Raw genomic sequence first — 19020 nt, forward strand, 5'->3', positions numbered from 1 at the left:
CTTGACAAACCCATGCACTCCATCTCCTGTTATTATTAAGATGGGCTTAAGGCTGATTTTGACTATTGTCAGTCCTATTCTACATGATTTTTTCACAGGGGTGTTGCATTTAATATTGCAATTTAAGTAATATTTATTTTTGCAATTTATTCTTGACATTTTACAATTAACCTGATAAAATACTTTTATAAATCAAATTCTAAGAACAGAAATAGTAACTATATACTTTAGTTTTAGCGAGTTGAGGGTGGTGTAAGCTCAATACTATAAGATGTAGTGAATGGGTCTGGGAGAAGTAAACCGAAATTTAATTAGAGTAGGCTTTACCGTAATACTGCACGTTATAGCAGTTAGGATATGTTAGTATCTGAAATGAGAGATGCTTTAAAAGCATAATTTAGGTGGTACCGCGAGTAAACTTCGTCCTATTGTTGGATGAAGTTTTTTTATTTTACAAATTTTTAGGAGGTGTTCTCTATGTTATGAACTGTATTATTAAAAATTCTATGTAAATTATATAAAATTATAATAATTAAAGGAGATGCTTTATATGAATTTAAAAAAATCAATAATCAGTTCTTTATTTTTAGCCATAGGCTTAATATTACACCAAATATCACCTCCACTTTTAATGGGAATGAAACCAGACTTTTTACTAGCAATGTTGTTTATAGCGCTATTTATTAACAATGATTATAAAAACGTAGTTATAATAAGTATTGTGGCTGGTATACTAACTGCAGCTACTACAACTTTTCCAGGTGGTCAAATACCAAATATTATAGACAAGCTTATAACTTGTCAATGCTTATATGTAATATGTAAATTAGTTAAAAACATTAATAATGATTATATAAAAGTAGGTTTAGTATCTATAATAGGTACTCTTATAAGTGGCACTACATTTTTAGTATCTGCATTGTTTTTATTCGGCTTACCAGCACCTTTAAGCGTATTAATGGTAACAGTAGTACTTCCAGCCACTGTAATAAATTTTATTGCTACTACGCTATTATATGGTGCTGTAAAAGTAGCATTAAAGCATACTGCTTATTAGAATAAATAAATTAAATATAGGTTATTGAATAAAAAATTCTTGAGATAATTAGCAGATAGAAAATAATTAAAAATAAGCTATATAAAAATAATAAGGCAGCAGGCATAAAGAGAGTTTGGAAATAATTTGAATGAATTTTAGACACTCTTAGAAGAAAAAATAAAAAAACTCCGTAATTCATCACAGGACGTGATGAGCCAATTTCCGCCCCAAGGACGGGGCATAAATTGGGTAGGAGTTTTTTGTTTTTTTATTCTTAGAGTGTCTTAATGAAATGACTTATTTCCAAACTCTCTTTATGCCTGCTGCCTTATTATTTTTATATAGCTTATTTTTAATTATTTTCTATCTGCTAATTATCTCAAGAATTTTTTATTCAATAACCTAAAATAGAAAAAGTACTTCAGCAATTACTAAAGCACTTTTTATTTATATTTTTTGAGAAAGGTTTTTACGCATTTGCACTTTCTTTTAAAACAGTTTTAGCACTTGATTTTTCATCCTTCACATCCACTGGTTTTCCTACGAAAAGAACTAAGCATACTAATAAAATAATTGCTAAAGGCAATACAATATAAATTGGTAAACCTAATCCTGCTGGTATATATCCAAACAATATAGCACAGGCTGCTATAGTTAATGAATAATAAATTTGAGTCTTAACATGATCTAAATGGTCACAAGCAGAACCCATAGATGAAAGTATAGTTGTATCAGATATAGGAGAACAATGGTCTCCAAATATTGCACCAGTTAAAACAGCACTAGCTGATAATACTACATAATTAGGATCCGGTGATATAGCATATGCAAGTGGTATTGTAAGTGGCATTAATATACCCATAGTACCATAAGAAGTTCCTGTAGCAAAAGATATAATTGATCCAAATATAAATATTATACTTGGAAGTAAAAATGCAGGTATAGTATTAGATAATATGGATACTAAAAACTTAGCAGTTCCCAATTCTTTTATAACAGAACTTAATGACCATGCTAAAAGCAATATAACACCTGTTATGATAAGAGACTTCATTCCTTCTATCCATATATCAATAGCTTCTCCCATTTTAAAACACTTTTGTGATAACCCCATAACTATAGCAACAATACTTGCAAATAATGCTGCTTGAAATAAAACTACACTAGCATCAGAAGCTGAGAAAGCCTCTCTAATAGCTGTAAAAGAAGCTGGTTCAGTAGTCATTAAATTAATTAATGCTTTATCTTCTCCGCCCATTATAGCATTATATCCATTAAAGTAAAAACCAGCAAAAGCTCCAATTAACAATACTCCTATTGGTATAATAGCATTCCAAATACTTAACTTTATTCCTTCTTTAGGTTCTAAAGCTGTAACTTCTGAAGAAACCATAGGCTTTGCAGTATCTGATAATAACTTTCCTGTAGTTCTTGCTCTTCTTTCTGCTTTATACATAGGTCCAAATTCTCTTCCTAAAACAGCTGTTAATACTATAAATATTAAAATTAATACATTATAAAATCTATAGGGAATTGATTGAATAAATACACCATAAGCATTTACAGATGTTTGTCCTATAGATGCATATGCATCTTTTATTAAACTTATTTCATATCCAATCCAAGTTGAAATCAAAGCTATACCTGCAATTGGTGCTGCTGTGCCATCTACTATAAATGCTAATTTTTCTCTTGATATCTTTAATTTATCTGTTACAGGTCTCATTATAGGACCTACTATAAGAGAATTTGCATAATCATCAAAGAATACAAGTAATCCTAAAAACCAAGTAATTATTTGAGCACTCATTGGAGTTTTGGCTTTTTTAGCTAAAGATTCTGCTACAGCTCTAGCTCCTCCCATTTTAGAAATTAATGCAATAAGTCCTCCTATAGTCATACATTGAAGAATAATACCAGCATTCCAAGGATCAGCAAGAGAGCCTAATACTCTACTTACAAGATCTAAAAATGAATTAAGTAGTGCAGAAAATATATTTCCTCCATTTAAGCTAATTAAAAAACTTCCTGATAAAACTCCTAAACTTAGTGATATAACAACGTTTTTAGTTATAAAAGCCAATACTATTGCTAAAAATGGTGGTAAAATTGTTAAAATTCCAAACTTTTGTGCATTTTGTGCTGCTACTTTAGCAATATCTACATCTGCTGCTAAAGCAGTAGTTGAAAATAAAAATAAAAAAATTAAAATTCCAGAAAAAATAAAACTCTTCTTTTTCATGTTTATCCTCCTTATAATTTAAAGTGAATCTTTTTTAGGAGAAGGCATAATCATAACAAAAAGCCTTGAGCAAAATCACTCAAGGCATGTAGACACAAATGTTCTTTACAATTTGAATGATAGCTCTCCACAAAATTAAATTTGTGACAGCCTTGCATATATTCTACGCAAAACCAGCCATACAGCCTTAAAGCATCAACTGTACACTTCGGCGGACATTTCCTTTCTCATTGCTTCATTGTGCTTACCTCTGCAAAGATACTCTTAAATACCGCACCTCTATCCTAAAATATTCACTTTTCTTTATGTGTCTCATTATAACTCATTTAAAAACTTTTTTCAACAAAACTCATAACTTAATTCTTGAAATATATTTTTAATTACCCTATAATATCTTTTTTTATACCTCTACTTAAGGTATTTTCATAGTTTATAAACTCATATACATCTTCTTTAAATAATGAATTAAATTTTTTTAATTCTTCTAAAGATAAATCCTCTATAGATTTATTTTTTTCTTCACAATAAAGTACTATTTCCCCTATTACTTTATGTGCATCTCTAAAAGCTACACCTTTATTTACTAGATAATCTGCTGCTTCTGTAGCATTTAAAAATCCTTTTTTAACTGCTTTTATAGTATTTTCCCCTTTTACTTCCAAAGTTGAAAGCATACCTGTCATAATATTTATACAGCTTAATACTGTATCTAACGCATCAAAAAATGGTTCTTTATCTTCTTGCATGTCCTTATTATAAGCAAGTGGAATACCTTTCATTGTAGTTAATATAGACATCAAATTACCATATACTCTTCCAGTTTTTCCTCTTACTAATTCCGCTGCATCAGGATTTTTCTTTTGAGGCATTATACTACTTCCTGTAGCAAATTCATCATCTATTTTTACAAATCCAAATTCACTACTACTCCATAATATAAGTTCTTCGCTTAGCCTACTTAAATGCATCATTATTATTGAAAAATCAGATATAATTTCTATTATATAATCCCTATCACTTACACCATCCATAAAATTATCTACTGGATTATTAAATCCTAATTTTAAAGCAGTATAATTTCTATCTGTATTGTAAGTTGTTCCAGCTAAAGCACAACATCCTAAAGGACTTTCATTCATTACTTCTAAAGCATTTAATAATCTTTTTCTATCTCTTTCTAACATGTAGTAATACGCCATTATATGATATTTAAAAGTTACTGGTTGAGCTCTTTGTAGATGAGTATATCCTGGCATTATTACTTTATTCTTTTCTCCTAATTCCTTTATAACCTGTTGTAAATTCTCAATGGCTTCAATAACATTTTTTGTACTTTTTTTAGCATATAATTTCATATCTACAGCTACTTGATCATTTCTACTTCTAGCTGTATGAAGTTTTTTGCCAACTTGTCCTATTTTTAATATTAAATTAGTTTCTATAAAACTGTGAATATCCTCGTAGTCACCTTCTATTTTTAGCTTTCCCTCATTTATATCATCTAATATAGAATTTAAGCCTTTAATTATAGTATCTTTTTCATTTTCCTGTAAAATACCACACTTAGCTAACATGCTAACATGAGCAATACTTCCTTCTATATCTTCATAAAATAACCTCTTATCAAAACTCAAAGAGCTATTAAAGTCTTCCATTAATTTATTTTCTGCTTTTTTAAATCGTCCACCCCATAGTTTCATAATACTCTTCCTTTCTGTTATTTATTTAAATTTTTTAAAGCATTTATTTTACTTGGAAGAGCAAATAAATTAATAAATCCTTCTGCATCTTTATGATTATATAAGTCACTAGCTCCAAAGGATGAAATAGCTTCATCATAAAGTGCATATTTAGTGTCTATTCCTGCTACCATTATGTTTCCTTTGTATAGTTTTAATTTAACACTTCCAGTAACATTTTCTTGTGTAACATCTATAAATCCATCTAAAGCATCTTTTAAAGTAGTAAACCAAAGTCCATCATAAACTAATTCTCCATATTTTTGAGCTACTATGGATTTAAAGTGTAAAGTAAGCTTGTCTAAAGTTAATCTTTCAAGTTCCTTATGAGCTGCATAAAGTATTGTTCCTGCTGGAGTTTCATATACTCCTCTTGATTTCATTCCTACTAATCTATTTTCCACAATATCAATTATTCCAATACCATTTTCTCCACCTATTTTATTTAAAACTTCTATAAGTTCTACAGGAGAAATTTCTTTTCCATCTAATTTTTTAGGTTCTCCTTTTTCAAAGTATATTTCCACATAACTTACTTCATCTTTAGCCTTTTCTGGTGGTGTAGTCATAAGATATATATCTGTTTTATGTTCATTTTTAGGATCCTCTAAGTCTCCTCCTTCATGACTTACATGCCATAAATTTTTATCTCTTGAATAAATTTTTTCTTTTGTAACTGGAACATCTACTCCCTTTAAATTTGCATAGTCTATAGCATCTTCCCTAGATTCTATATCCCATATTCTCCAAGGAGCAATCACTTTTATAGTTGGATCAAAGGAAGCTATACCAACTTCAAAACGTACTTGATCATTTCCCTTTCCTGTACATCCATGACATATATACTTAGCTCCTTCTTTATGTGCTATTTCTACAAGTCTTTTTGCCATAGATGGTCTTGCTAAAGAAGTTCCTAACATATATTTTTCTTCATATAATGCTCCAGCTTTTATGGCTTTAAATAAATAATTTTTTACAAATTCTTCTTTTAAGTCCTCTATATATATTTTAGCTGCACCTGTTTTTATAGCTTTTTCCTTAACTGCTTCCATATCATCTTGTTGTCCTACATCTAAACAAACAGCAATTACATCTAAATCATAGTTTTCTTTAAGCCAAGGAATAATTATTGATGTATCAAGTCCTCCTGAATAAGCTAATACTACTTTATCTTTTACATTTGTCATTTTTATTACCTCCAATAAATTATTTTTAATTATTCACTATCTTGAATAATTATGCATACAACTTTTAAAAAACGTTCATAATATTTATTATTATGAACATTTTTTATATATTTAATTTTACTTTACCTTTTGTAAAAATTCCTTAGTTCTTTGTTCTTTTGGATTATTAAATATTTCTTCTGGTGTTCCTTGTTCTACAATATTACCGCCATCCATAAATATAACTCTATCTGCCACTTCTTTAGCAAATCCCATTTCATGAGTTACTACTAACATTGTCATTCCTTCTCTTGCTAAGTCCTTCATAACATTTAAAACTTCTCCAACCAATTCAGGATCTAGGGCAGAAGTTGGTTCGTCAAATAACATTATATCAGGATTCATAGCTAAAGCTCTTGCAATAGCTACCCTTTGTTTTTGCCCACCAGATAATTTTGATGGATAATAATCCATTTTATCTTCTAATCCAACTTTATTTAAAAGCTTCTTTGCTCTATCTAATACTGCTTCTTTACTTTCTTTCTTTACAATAATAGGAGCTTCCATAACATTTTCAAGTACTGTCATATGAGGGAAAAGATTGAAGTTTTGAAAAACCATTCCCATTTTAGTAGTGATTTTTCTTATTAAATTTTTATCTTTTCCATCTAATTCTTCTCCTTCAATAAATATTTTTCCAGAGTTAATTTCTTCTAGATGGTTTAAACATCTTAAAAATGTACTTTTACCTGAACCTGAAGGACCTATTATAACTAAAACTTCTCCTTTTTTTACCTTTAAATCTAAATTTTTAAATACTACTAAATCATTAAATTTTTTTGTTATATTTGAAACTTCTATCATGCAAGTATTTTCAACAAAATCATTTTTTGCACATTCCATTTAATATATACCTCCCAATTTATTAATATACAGATAATTTTTTTTCATAAAACGAAAATACTACTGTAAATACTGTTGTCATTATTAAATATAAACAACCTGCTATAAAAAAAGGTTCCATTGGTCTAAAATTAGCTGCATATATTTGTTGTGCTGATCTCATAAGTTCTGTCATAGCTATAGTTGAAACCAGTGAAGTATCTTTTAATATAGTAATAAATTCATTACCAACTGGAGGTATTATTACTTTAAATGTTTGAGGTAGTATTACTCTTTTCATTGTCTGCATATAGCTAAATCCCAACGCCTTACATGCTTCAAATTGTCCTTTATCTATAGATATAATCCCACCTCTTATTATTTCAGCCATATATGCTCCTGAATTTATACTTAATCCAATTATAGCTGCAGGCATTGGATCTAATTTTATACCTACATAAGGCAATCCAAAGTAGAAGAAAAATAATTGTAAAAGCATTGGAGTACCTCTTATAATCCATGTATAAAATGAAGCTATACCACACAAAACTTTATTTTTTGATAACTTTAAAAGTGCTACAACAATTCCTATAACTGTTCCTAAGAATACAGAAATAACTGTTAATTCTACTGTCATAATACTAGCTTTGCCCAATATAGGAATTATATCTGACAAAATTTTGGTATCCAAAACAAGTCCCCCTATTCATAACTATTAAAACTTATTTCTTATATATATCTGTTCCAAACCACTTCATAGATATTTTTGAAAGTGTTCCATCTTTCTCTAATTCATCTATTGTTTTTTGAACTTCTTCTTGTAATTCTTTATCTCCTTTTTTGAAAGCTATTGCAATTGGTTCTTCATTTATAGAATCTACTACATCATATTTATCCTTTTCTTTTGACAAATAATATCTTCCAACAAATTCATCTGCTACCACTGCATCAAGTCTTCCTATTTCTAAATCATGAAATGGAGCTGTTGCTTTATCATAAGTTTTAAGTTCTTTTAATCCTTCTACTTTTTTAGCTGCTTCTTCTCCTGTAGTACCAAGTTGACATCCTACTGTTTTTCCTTTTAAATCTTTAACGCTTTTAACTGCAGTATCTCCTTTTTTAACTATAACTACTTGACCACCTTTAGCATAAGGCTTTGAAAAATCTACTGCTTTTTTTCTTTCATCATTAATACTTATAGCTGATATAGAAATATCAAATTTTCCTGCATTTAAAGCCATTAATAATCCACTAAATTCTGTAGGAACTATTTCTACATCTACACCCATTTTCTTTCCTATAGCATTAGCAATATCTATATCAAATCCAATTAGTTCGTTTTTATTATCTCTAAATTCCATAGGTGGATAAGTATCTTCTAATCCTACTGTTAACTTCTTTGCATTTTTAACTCTTTCTAGTGAATTCTTTGCTTCTTCATTTTTTTGACTGCCCCCGCATCCTATAAATAAAGCACAAACAAAAACAAAAGATAAAACCATACTTAATAACTTCTTCATGTTGAATCTCCTCTTTTCTTTTTTTAATTCATTTTGTATATAAATTTAATTTTTTTATTTCTATGCATATAATTATACATTATAAATTATAAATATGCAACACTTTTTTAATATTTATTTTTAAAATTTTAATTTAAAATTGTTATCTATTTAACATTCTCAATACTACTAAATAAATATTATGCATATTATATATATTTAAACTTGCCTAATTATGCATTAAAATTTATTTTTTATGCATTTATATTATATTTATACATACACTCTTGCAAATTATTACATATAATAAATAAAAATCAAATAAAATATAAGGAGGCACAATATACACCTCCTACAAAATTATATTATATTCTTTTTTTATAAAAAAATCTATTCTTTATATATATCATATCCAAACCATTTAATTGAAAGTTTTGAAAGAGTTCCTTCTTTTTTCAACTCATCTATAGCTTTTTGAACTGCATCTCTTAACTCTTTATCTTCTTTCTTAAATCCTATGCCCACAGGCTCCTTAGTTAATTTTTCTTTTAATATAGTATAATCTCCACCATCTTTTTTCATATAGTATCCGCCAACTTGTCCATCTACTATTATTGCTTCTATTCTTCCTAAAGATAAATCATGAAATGCCTCTGTTACTTTATCATATGATTTTAAATTTTTTATTCCTTCTATTTTTCTAGCTGCATTTTCAGAAGTTGAGCCTAATTGATATCCTACTAATTTTCCTTTTAAATCTTCTGCTTTTGTGATACTAGTATTTCCTTTTTTAACTGCTATAATTTGTCCTCCTACAATATACGGCTCTGTAAACAATACTTCTTTTTGTCTTTTTTCTGTCATACTTAAAGTAGAAAGTATCATATCAAACTTTGATGATTTTAAAGATAAAATTATTCCATTAAAATCAGTTATAGTAAATTCCGGTTTAACACCTAATTTTTTAGCAATTTCTTTTCCTAAGTCTATATCAAATCCAACTAAATTATTTTGTGAATCTCTAAACTCCATTGGAGGATAAGAATCGTCTAACCCCATAGTAAGTTTTCCAGACTTTTTTACCCTTTCTAAAGAATTCATATTGCTATCTTTTGCATCCTTATTACTATTTCCGCATCCAATAAACATTGTAAAAATAAATACTACTGATAAAACTAAAGTTATTAACTTTTTCATCTCTCATTCCCCTTTCCTATTTCCTGTATGTAATTATACATTATATATTATAAATATTCAATAGTCTTTTTAATATTTATACTTATTTTTTCTATATTTACTGTAAAAACACTTATTTTAACGTAACTTTATACTTTATTTATTATTTTTATACATAAGTCTATGTATAAAAATAATAAATTTTAAATAAAATATAGGTTTTTGAATAAAAAAAGGATTGAAATAATTTGTAAATAGAAAATAATTAAAAATAAGCTGTGCAAAAATAATAAGGCAGCCTAATAAACAGAGTTTGTAAATAAGTCATTTCATTAATACACTCTAAGAATAAAAAATAAAAAAACTCCTACCCAATTTATGCACCGTCCTTGGTGCGGAAATTGGCTCATCACGTCCTGTGATGAATTACGGAGTTTTTTTATTTTTTCTTCTAAGAGTGTCTAAAATTTATTCTAATTATTTACAAACTCTGTTTATTAGGCTGCCTTATTATTTTTGCACAGCTTATTTTTAATTATTTTCTATTTACAAATTATTTCAATCCTTTTTTTATTCAAAAACCTATATTTTATTATAATTCATTTATAACCGCTTCTGTAAATTCTTTAGTTCCTGCATTTCCTCCTAGTTCAAAAGTTACATGCTTTCCTTCTTTTAAAACCTTAGCTATAGCTTTTTCTATTTTATCTGCTGCTTTAAATTCTCCTAAATATTTAAGCATCAAAGCTCCTGATAACATAGTTGCTGCAGGATTAGCTTTATCTTGACCTGCTATATCTGGTGCAGAGCCGTGAGCAGATTCAAATATGGCTATATCTTCTCCAATATTTGCTCCTGGAACTATTCCAAGTCCTCCTACTAATCCTGATGCCATATCTGAAAGTATGTCTCCATATAAATTTGGCATAACTAATACATCATATTTTTCTGGATTTAAAACTAATTTCATACTCATAGCATCTACTATAACATCTTCAAAAGCTATTTCTTTATATTTTTCTGCCATTTCCTTTGAACATTTTAAGAAAAGACCATCCGATAATTTCATAATATTTGCTTTATGAACAGCTGTAACCTTTTTTCTATTTTCCTTTTTAGCTAATTCAAAAGCATATTTCACTATTCTATCACTAGCTTTTTTAGATATAATTTTTACACTTTCAGCTATATCTTCACTTACCATATGCTCTATTCCTGCATATAAATCCTCTGTATTTTCTCTTACTACTATTAAATCTACATCTTTATATCTCGAAGGTACTCCTTCATAAGTTTTAATAGGTCTTATATTAGCATAAAGATTAAAAGTTTTTCTTAAAGCTACATTTACACTTCTAAATCCTTTCCCAACAGGGGTAGTTACTGGTCCTTTAAGAGCAACTTTATTCTTATTTATACTTTCTAAAACATAATCTGGTAGAGGTGTTCCATATTCATCAATTACTTTACTTCCTGCTTCTACTACTTCCCAATTTATTTCTACTCCACTGGCATCTATAACTTTCTTTGCTGCATAAATAACTTCTGGTCCTATGCCATCTCCAGGAATTAATGTTATATTATAAGCCATTTTACAAACCTCCAAACTAGTTCTTACTTTGATTTACATACTAAGTTAATTAAACCACCAGATAATATCATGTTTTTTTGTCTTTCTGTAACATCTAAAATCATTTTATATTCTTTATTCTTAGTTATATTCTTTACTATAACTTTTCCTTCTTTAACTTGATTTATTGAATTATCAACTATAATATCATCCATAACATCTATATCATCATAGTCTTTTTCATTTTCAAAAACCAAAGGCATTATTCCATTATTTATAAGATTAGCTTTATGAATTCTTGCAAAAGACTTTGCTAAAACTGCCTTAACTCCTAAATATAATGGCACTAAAGCTGCATGTTCTCTACTAGAACCTTGACCATAATTTGCTCCCCCTAATATAAATCCGCCATTAAATTCTTTTGCCTTTTTAGGAAATTCCTTATCACAAGGTGTAAGACAATAGTTAGATAAATGAGGTATATTAGATCTATATGGTAAAAGTTTAGCATTTGAAGGCATTATATGATCTGTAGTTATATTATCTCCAACCTTTGTAAGAATTTTTCCTTCTATATTGTCTTTTAAAGCTTCAGCTTTAGGGAAAGGCTTTATATTAGGTCCCCTTACTATTTTTATTTCTTCTCCCTTATCTGCTGGAGGTACAATTAAATTATCATTTATTAAAAATTCCTTTGGCATACTTACTTCTATTTTTCCTTCAAATTCTCTAGGATCTGTTAAGTAACCTGTAAGAGCAGATACTGCTGCTGTTTCTGGACTAACTAAATATACTTTAGCAGATACTGTTCCCGACCTTCCTTCAAAGTTTCTGTTGAAAGTTCTTAAAGATACTGCATCTGTGCAAGGTGATTGTCCCATTCCTATACATGGACCACAGGCACATTCAAGTATTCTAGCTCCTGCTGCCACAAGCTTTGCAAGCGCTCCATTTTTAGCAAGCATTGTTAATACCTGTTTAGAACCTGGAGAAATAACTAAAGATACATTTTCTTTAATAGTTTTTCCATGAAGAATACTAGCAACTTTCATCATATCTACATAGGAGGAATTTGTACAACTTCCTATAGCTATTTGATTTACCTTTATTCCTTTAACTTCAGATACTTTAACTACATTATCTGGACTATGAGGACAAGCTGCTAAAGGTTCTAATGTATTTAAGTCAATTTCTACTTCTTCATCATAAACTGCATCTTTATCTGCCTTTATTTCTTTATAATCCTCTTCTCTTCCTTGAGCTTTTAAAAATTCATAAGTTACTTCATCACTTGGAAATACAGATGTAGTAGCTCCTAATTCTGCCCCCATATTAGTTATAGTAGCCCTCTCTGGCACAGTTAAACTTTTAACTCCTTCACCACAATATTCAAATATTTTTCCTACTCCACCTTTTACAGTAAGTCTTCTTAGCACTTCTAATATTATATCTTTAGCAGATACCCATGGATTTAAACTTCCTTTTAAGTTTACTTTAACTATTTTAGGCATATTTATATAATATTCTCCGCCGCCCATAGCTACTGCTACATCAAGTCCACCAGCACCTATGGCAAGCATTCCAATTCCTCCACCAGTTGGAGTATGGCTATCAGAACCTAAAAGAGTTTCTCCTGGCATCCCAAATCTTTCTAAATGAACTTGGTGACATATACCATTACCTGGTTTCGAAAAATATATTCCATGTTTTTTAGCCACAGTTTGTATATATAAATGGTCATCCGCATTTTCAGGGCCAGTTTGAAGTATATTATGGTCTATATAAGCAACTGATTTTTTAGTTTTAACTTTATCTATACCTAAAGCTTCAAATTGTAAATAAGCCATAGTACCTGTTGAATCTTGTGTTAAAGTTTGATCTATTTTTATAGCTATTTCTCTTCCTGAAATCATTTTTCCCTTAACTAAATGATTTTTTATAATTTTTTGTGCAACTGTTAATCCCATAATAAATTCCTCCTATTATTAGTCTACTTATATTAACTAGCTACTTCTGTAATTTCCGGCATAACTAACTTAACCATATTTTCTAATTCATCACTGCGCATTATAGTTGTTCTTCCACAAGCATATTGTTCATCTACCCATTCTTTTATAACATGCACTCTAGAATCATTTTTATCAATTTTCATATCTTCTTTTAATCTATAGTAAGTGTTTATCCAAGCTGCAATACCTGCTAATCCTGAATACTGATTAACTGCTATAACTATAGGTCTTCCAAGTACCTTTTCCGTATTAAAAGCATTGTATATTTCTTCATCTTTTAATATTCCATCAGCATGGATACCTGCTCTAGTTACATTAAAATCACTTCCTACAAAAGGAGTTCTTGGAGGAGTTTCATATCCAAATTCCTTTTCAAAATAATCAGATATTTCAGTTATTATTTTTAAATTCATATTTTCAGTAGAGCCCTTTAATTGAGCATATTCAAATATCATTGATTCAAGAGGGCAATTACCTGTTCTTTCTCCTATACCTAATAAAGAAGTATTTACAGAAGAACCTCCATACAACCAAGAAGTTGTAGAGTTAGTAACTACTGAATAAAAATCATTGTGTCCATGCCATTCTATGCACTCTGAAGGAACGCCACAATTATATCTAAGTCCATGTATAATAGCTGGAACACTTCTTGGAAGTTCTACTCCTTGATAAGATACTCCAACACCTAATGTATCACAAGCTCTTATTTTAACAGGAATACCTGCTTCCTTTGAAAGTTCCACAAGTTTACTTACAAAAGGAACTACAAATCCATAAAAATCTGCTCTAGTAATATCCTCTAAATGACATCTTGGAACTATACCATTTTCAAAAGCTTCTTCAACTAATGAGATATACATATCTGCTGCTTGTTTTCTTGACATATTTAATTTTTTAAATATATGATAGTCTGAACAAGACATAAGCATTCCTGTTTCTTTAATTCCCATTTGTTTTACTAATTTAAAATCTTCTTTATTAGCTCTTATCCAAGAAGTAATTTGAGGAAATTCATAGCCTTTTTCCATGCACATTTCTACTGCTTTTCTATCTTTTTCAGTATATAAGAAAAATTCTGTTTGTTTTATTATTCCTGAATTATTATCTAACTGATGTAAATAGTCATATATTCTAGCTATTTGTTCTGCTGTATATGGTGGCATAGATTGTTGTCCATCTCTAAATGTAGTATCAGTAATCCAAATTTTTTCTGGTAAATCCATTGGTACTTGTACATTGTTAAATCTTATTTTTGGAATTTCATCATATGGAAATATACCCTTATACAAATTAGCTGTATCTATATTTTGTAATCCATAGTTATATAATGATTTTTTATTCATATTTGTGTTCATGTTATCCATAATAGCCCCTCCATTTTCAGAATATTTCAATTAATGCTCTTTTTTATTTTTTTGCAATTGTTTTATCACTATGCTGCATAAAAAAATTCATTTTGCAACTTCTTATTTTTATCATTTTATTCAACTTTAATATTTAATGTGCATAATCCAAGTATTATCAATGTTTATGTACTGTTTTCTCTCTCTTTTCATTTAAATTGTAACATATTATAATTGCAATTACAATATATATTAAAATTATTTAAATACAAAATGAAATATTCACATTTCATTTTTGCAAAATATTATTATTTTGCTTTGTTAATCTTTAGTTTTCTAAAATAAATATTTTTTTATTTAGAATATTTTAAATTATACTAATGCATAAAAACTTATTAATACATATTTAAATTATAACTAGTTTGTTGAATAAAAATAATTTAAAATAAGCTGTATAAAATAATAAAACAACAGTCATAAAGAAATTACTGTCTTATTATTTTTATACAGCTTATTTTAAATTATTTTTTATTTGTAAATTATCTCAATTATTTTTATTCAAGAACTTAGTTATAATCAATTTGCATTAAACATAATAAAAAAGAAGCTAAAAAGCTTCTTTTACAATTGCATATTGTTGTTTGTAATAATCTATATTACCATATTATTATTTTTACTTGGATTATAACTTAACAACATTTGCAGCTTGAGGACCTTTTTTTCCTTCAACTACATCAAATTGAACTTTTTGACCCTCTTCTAAATTTTTTCTAAATGCATCTTCTTGTATTGCAGAATAATGCACGAATACATCATTTTCTCCCTCTACGGATATAAATCCAAATCCTTTTTTACTATCAAACCATTTAACTGTTCCTAATTTCATTTACAAAGTCCTCCTAAAAAATCTTATGTGTTTCTTACTATTTTATCATAATTTTTATTTATTTACAAGTTTTAATCTCAACTGCAATTTTAATACATTACCATCAATTCTGGTTATTATTAGACTGTAAGGCTTATTGTAAATCATCTCTCTTATAACAGAAGTCTCTTCTTCATGGAATTTATATAGTAATTCATTATTTTTAGTGTATATGTAATAATTATTATATTCTAATTTTAAATGTAAATTATCCCATTCATTAACATTATAATTTTTATTTCTTATATATAAAATAATTCCTCTTTTATAAAATATATGTTTCAACTTTTCATATTTGTCAGCTAATTCTTTATTATTATATGCAATTTTATTATATTTTAATTTATTATATTTAAATATTTTATTACATTTTTCAATTTCAGCAATATACTGATTTTTGCTTTTTTCTAATTTTTTTATTTCTTTACTCTTTTCCTTTATATAATTATTAATAAAATCTTCTTTAAAATAACTCATTTAAAATATATTTCCTTTCTAACAAAAATGTAATAATATATATATTGGGGTGATTTAATGAAATCAAAACAAACCTTTATGAATAAAATAAAAATTGTTGCAAAAAATTTATTTGAAAATATAAAATATATAATAAAACAAAAAAAATCTATAAAAGAATTATATAATCCAATTATACAACAAAAAAATGAAGAAAATAAAAAACTTAAAAAAAATTTAAAATACTTAAAAGAAGAAAATTCAAAAATACAAATTGAAATAAAACATCTAGAAACAGAAAATCAAAATTTAGAAAAAAAAATATCCATATTAGAAAACATACTAATAAATGAATGTTTTTATAAAAATTAAATAAAATAGTTTATAATTATTTATAATTTAACATTAGAATGAAACTTTTCAAAAGAATATTAATTAAGGATAGCATAGACTATCAATCTTCTATATGAAGCCCTACCCTTGTGGTAGGGAAGATTCATGGATTAGGTAAACTTTTAGCTATTTTTTGTTTTACTATTTCTGCCAAGTTTCCTTTTTCTTCTTTTGTTAAATTTTCAACATATACAGGTTCATTAATAATTATATTTACTTCTGCAGATTTTATTTTATTATTATTTCCTTCTCTAATTTTATAGGTACCATCTATGGAAACTGGCACAATAGGCACACCAGATTTAATAGCTAATTTCATACTTCCCTTTTTAAATTCCCCTAATTTAGGACCTTTACTTCTAGTACCCTCAGGAAAAATGGCCATAGAATATCCTTCTTTTAAATTTTTTATTCCTTCATTTATGGATTTAATAGATTCTCTAATATTACTTCTATCCATAAAAACACAATGTATTTCTTTCATCCAAGAGCTAATAATTTTAATTTTTAAAAGTTCTTTTTTAGCTATAAATCCCATAGGAGTATCTATAACATAAAGCATTACAGGTATATCAAATATTCCTTGATGATTAGCTACAAACAAACAATTTCTTTTAGGTATATTTTCTAACCCTTTAGTATTTACTTTAATGCCTACAGTTTTTATTATAAATCTAGACCAAGCTTTTACATATTCATGAGTGTATTTTTCAGCTTCTTCCTTGCTTCCGTGTTTTTTTATATATTTTAACTTTAAAGCTTTAAATGCGGTTAAAATCATATAAATTATAAAATACAAATACAACAAATAAGTCTTCATTAGTTTTCTTCCTTTCTTAATCTTATAAAACCATAAATCACTTTTATATTATATCATTAAAAAAAATTTAAATAAAGGTTACCTATTTAATAAAAACTAATACACTATCTACATTACTAATTACATTGTTGAATAAAAAATGATTGAGATAATTTGCAGATAAAAAATAATAAAAAACAAGCTATATAAAAATAATAAGCAAAGCAGCCATAAAGAGAGTTTGTAAATAAGTCATTTCATTAAGACACTCTAAGAATAAAAAATAAAAAAACTCCTACCCAATTTATGCACCGTCCTTGGTGCGGAAATTGGCTCATCACGTCCTGTGATGAATTACGGAGTTTTTTTATTTTTTCTTCTAAGATTGTCTAAAATTCATTCTAATTATTTACAAACTCTCTTTATGGCTGCTTTGCTTATTATTTTTATATAGCTTGTTTTTTATTATTTTTTATCTGCAAATTATCTCAATCATTTTTTATTCAACAACCTATGTATATTTAATTTTCTATTGGAAATAAATTAAATATGTTATAAGAATGGAGAAAATTGTTAATGAAAATAGATAGAAAAATATATATTTTACCAATAATAATTTTAACAAGTATATTAGTATTCTCAATTGTTAAAATTCCTAGTAAAACTAAAAGTAAAAACTTAAACTATATGAAAATACATTATATAGACGTAGGTCAAGGAGATAGTATACTAATTCAAACAAAAAATAAAAATTTATTAATAGATTCAGGTCCAGGTGATAACTGTAGTAATATTATAAAATACTTAAAAAGTGAAAAAATAAAAACATTAAATTATGTAATAGCTACCCATCCTCATGAGGATCATATAGGTGCAATGAGTGAAATAATAAAAAATTTTCATGTAAAAAAATTTTACGCTCCTAAAATAACAGTAAATTCAAGCTATTTTAATAATATGATTACATCCCTTCAAAATAAAAATTTAAAAATAATTGTCCCAAAGCCTGGAGATTTTTTTTATTTAGATAAAAATACTAAGTGTGAAATATTAGCTCCTAATAGTGAACACTATGAAAATATAAATAATTACTCCATTGTAAATAAAATAACTCATTATAACAATAAATTTATTTTTACAGGAGATATAGAAAAAATTGGAGAATTGGAATTACTAAATAGTAATTTTGATTTAAAATGTGATGTTTTAAAAGTAGCTCATCATGGAAGTTCTTCTTCCTCTTGTGAAGAATTTTTAGAAAAAACTAAAGCTAAAGTAGCTATAATAAGTTGTGGAAAAAATAATGATTATAGACATCCTAATAAAAAAACATTATTAAACCTTGAAAAAAATAATATGCAAATTTATAGAACAGATATAAATGGAAATGTAATTTTAATAAGTAATGGGAAAAAAATAGTGCTATCTTCAAAATAACACTACAAAAAATAAAAATGGCTCCGCGAAAAGGATTCGAACCTTCAACCCTTCGGTTAACAGCCGAATGCTCCACCGTTGAGCTATCGCGGAACGCTTTACCTGGCAGTGACCTACTCTCCCACAGGGTCTCCCCTGCAGTACCATCAGCGCTTTAAAGCTTAACCTTCGTGTTCGGCATGGGAACGGGTGTTACCTTTAAGCTATAACCACCAGATTTTTATTTGAAAGAAAATTATTCTTTCAAAATTGCACAGTATATTTAAGGTCAAGCCCTCGACCTATTAGTATCAGTCAGCTAAACATGTTACCACGCTTGCACCTCTGACCTATCAACCTGATGTT

Annotated in this window: 16 protein-coding genes, 1 tRNA gene, 2 rRNA genes, 1 riboswitch and 1 other annotated feature; of the genes, 3 read left to right on the forward strand and 16 right to left on the reverse strand. The window is 27.6% G+C overall.

Going from position 1 to position 19020, the window contains the following annotated elements; genetic code table 11:
- Positions 1-192: 192 nt before the first annotated feature.
- Positions 193-431: a binding site (T-box leader), on the forward strand.
- 119 nt (positions 432-550) lie between these two features.
- Entirely contained in the window at positions 551-1057 is a 507-nt protein-coding gene (locus tag CLOACE_RS10175) for a tryptophan transporter (protein WP_070111034.1), read from the forward strand.
- Positions 1058-1508: 451 nt separating this feature from the next.
- Here CLOACE_RS10175 and CLOACE_RS10180 read toward each other — a convergent pair whose 3' ends face one another.
- The 12 genes from CLOACE_RS10180 to CLOACE_RS10235 all read right to left on the reverse strand — a co-directional run bounded on the left by CLOACE_RS10180 (position 1509) and on the right by CLOACE_RS10235 (position 16067).
- Positions 1509-3281 (reverse strand): Na+/H+ antiporter NhaC family protein, encoded by a 1773-nt coding sequence (locus CLOACE_RS10180; protein ID WP_070111036.1) that lies wholly within the window; start codon positions 3279-3281, stop codon positions 1509-1511.
- Between the two features lie 112 nt (positions 3282-3393).
- Positions 3394-3571: riboswitch (Lysine riboswitch) on the reverse strand.
- Positions 3572-3661: 90 nt separating this feature from the next.
- Positions 3662-4981, reverse strand: coding sequence for an argininosuccinate lyase (gene argH / locus CLOACE_RS10185; RefSeq protein ID WP_070111038.1), 1320 nt, complete (start codon positions 4979-4981; stop codon positions 3662-3664).
- Between the two features lie 17 nt (positions 4982-4998).
- Entirely contained in the window at positions 4999-6207 is a 1209-nt protein-coding gene (locus CLOACE_RS10190; RefSeq protein WP_070111040.1) for an argininosuccinate synthase, read from the reverse strand.
- Between the two features lie 117 nt (positions 6208-6324).
- Positions 6325-7089, reverse strand: a complete 765-nt coding sequence (locus tag CLOACE_RS10195) for an amino acid ABC transporter ATP-binding protein (RefSeq protein ID WP_070111042.1) — start codon at positions 7087-7089, stop codon at positions 6325-6327.
- Positions 7090-7111: 22 nt separating this feature from the next.
- Positions 7112-7759 carry an amino acid ABC transporter permease gene (locus CLOACE_RS10200; protein WP_070111044.1) on the reverse strand — a complete coding sequence of 216 codons (648 nt, stop codon included), beginning with the start codon at positions 7757-7759 and terminating at the stop codon, positions 7112-7114.
- A 31-nt stretch (positions 7760-7790) separates the two neighbouring features.
- Positions 7791-8588: an ABC transporter substrate-binding protein gene (locus tag CLOACE_RS10205; protein ID WP_070111046.1), complete on the reverse strand. Its 798-nt coding sequence runs from the start codon at positions 8586-8588 to the stop codon at positions 7791-7793.
- A 369-nt stretch (positions 8589-8957) separates the two neighbouring features.
- Positions 8958-9764: an ABC transporter substrate-binding protein gene (locus CLOACE_RS10210; RefSeq protein ID WP_070111048.1), complete on the reverse strand. Its 807-nt coding sequence runs from the start codon at positions 9762-9764 to the stop codon at positions 8958-8960.
- A 571-nt stretch (positions 9765-10335) separates the two neighbouring features.
- On the reverse strand, positions 10336-11334 hold the full coding sequence (locus CLOACE_RS10215; RefSeq protein WP_070111050.1) for an isocitrate/isopropylmalate dehydrogenase family protein: 999 nt from the start codon (positions 11332-11334) through the stop codon (positions 10336-10338).
- Between the two features lie 23 nt (positions 11335-11357).
- A complete protein-coding gene (locus CLOACE_RS10220) occupies positions 11358-13280 on the reverse strand; it encodes an aconitate hydratase (RefSeq protein ID WP_070111052.1) in 1923 nt (640 codons plus the stop codon).
- A gap of 32 nt (positions 13281-13312) precedes the next feature.
- Positions 13313-14677 carry a beta/alpha barrel domain-containing protein gene (locus CLOACE_RS10225; protein WP_278287488.1) on the reverse strand — a complete coding sequence of 455 codons (1365 nt, stop codon included), beginning with the start codon at positions 14675-14677 and terminating at the stop codon, positions 13313-13315.
- 670 nt (positions 14678-15347) lie between these two features.
- The gene (locus tag CLOACE_RS10230) at positions 15348-15551 is read right to left on the reverse strand and encodes a cold-shock protein (RefSeq protein WP_070111054.1); all 204 of its coding nucleotides are present in this window, start codon (positions 15549-15551) and stop codon (positions 15348-15350) included.
- Between the two features lie 54 nt (positions 15552-15605).
- Entirely contained in the window at positions 15606-16067 is a 462-nt protein-coding gene (locus CLOACE_RS10235; protein WP_070111056.1) for a hypothetical protein, read from the reverse strand.
- A 57-nt stretch (positions 16068-16124) separates the two neighbouring features.
- On the opposite strand from CLOACE_RS10235, the gene CLOACE_RS10240 reads away from it, so the two are divergent.
- Complete coding sequence (locus tag CLOACE_RS10240; protein WP_070111058.1) at positions 16125-16418, forward strand: hypothetical protein; 294 nt, start codon at positions 16125-16127, stop codon at positions 16416-16418.
- Positions 16419-16542: 124 nt separating this feature from the next.
- Here CLOACE_RS10240 and CLOACE_RS10245 read toward each other — a convergent pair whose 3' ends face one another.
- Positions 16543-17259, reverse strand: coding sequence for a lysophospholipid acyltransferase family protein (locus CLOACE_RS10245; protein WP_070111060.1), 717 nt, complete (start codon positions 17257-17259; stop codon positions 16543-16545).
- Positions 17260-17814: 555 nt separating this feature from the next.
- Between CLOACE_RS10245 and CLOACE_RS10250 the strand changes: the two genes are divergently transcribed.
- Complete coding sequence (locus CLOACE_RS10250; protein ID WP_070111062.1) at positions 17815-18675, forward strand: ComEC/Rec2 family competence protein; 861 nt, start codon at positions 17815-17817, stop codon at positions 18673-18675.
- An 18-nt stretch (positions 18676-18693) separates the two neighbouring features.
- Here the strand turns inward: CLOACE_RS10250 and CLOACE_RS10255 are convergent.
- The 3 genes from CLOACE_RS10255 to CLOACE_RS10265 all read right to left on the reverse strand — a co-directional run.
- A tRNA-Asn gene (locus CLOACE_RS10255) sits at positions 18694-18768 on the reverse strand.
- 7 nt (positions 18769-18775) lie between these two features.
- A 5S ribosomal RNA gene (gene rrf, locus CLOACE_RS10260) occupies positions 18776-18892 on the reverse strand.
- Between the two features lie 47 nt (positions 18893-18939).
- Positions 18940-19020 (reverse strand): 23S ribosomal RNA (locus tag CLOACE_RS10265); the annotation flags it as partial.

Origin of the sequence: Clostridium acetireducens DSM 10703 (assembly GCF_001758365.1) — a bacterium.
Classification (GTDB): Bacteria; Bacillota; Clostridia; order Clostridiales; family Clostridiaceae; genus Clostridium_C; species Clostridium_C acetireducens.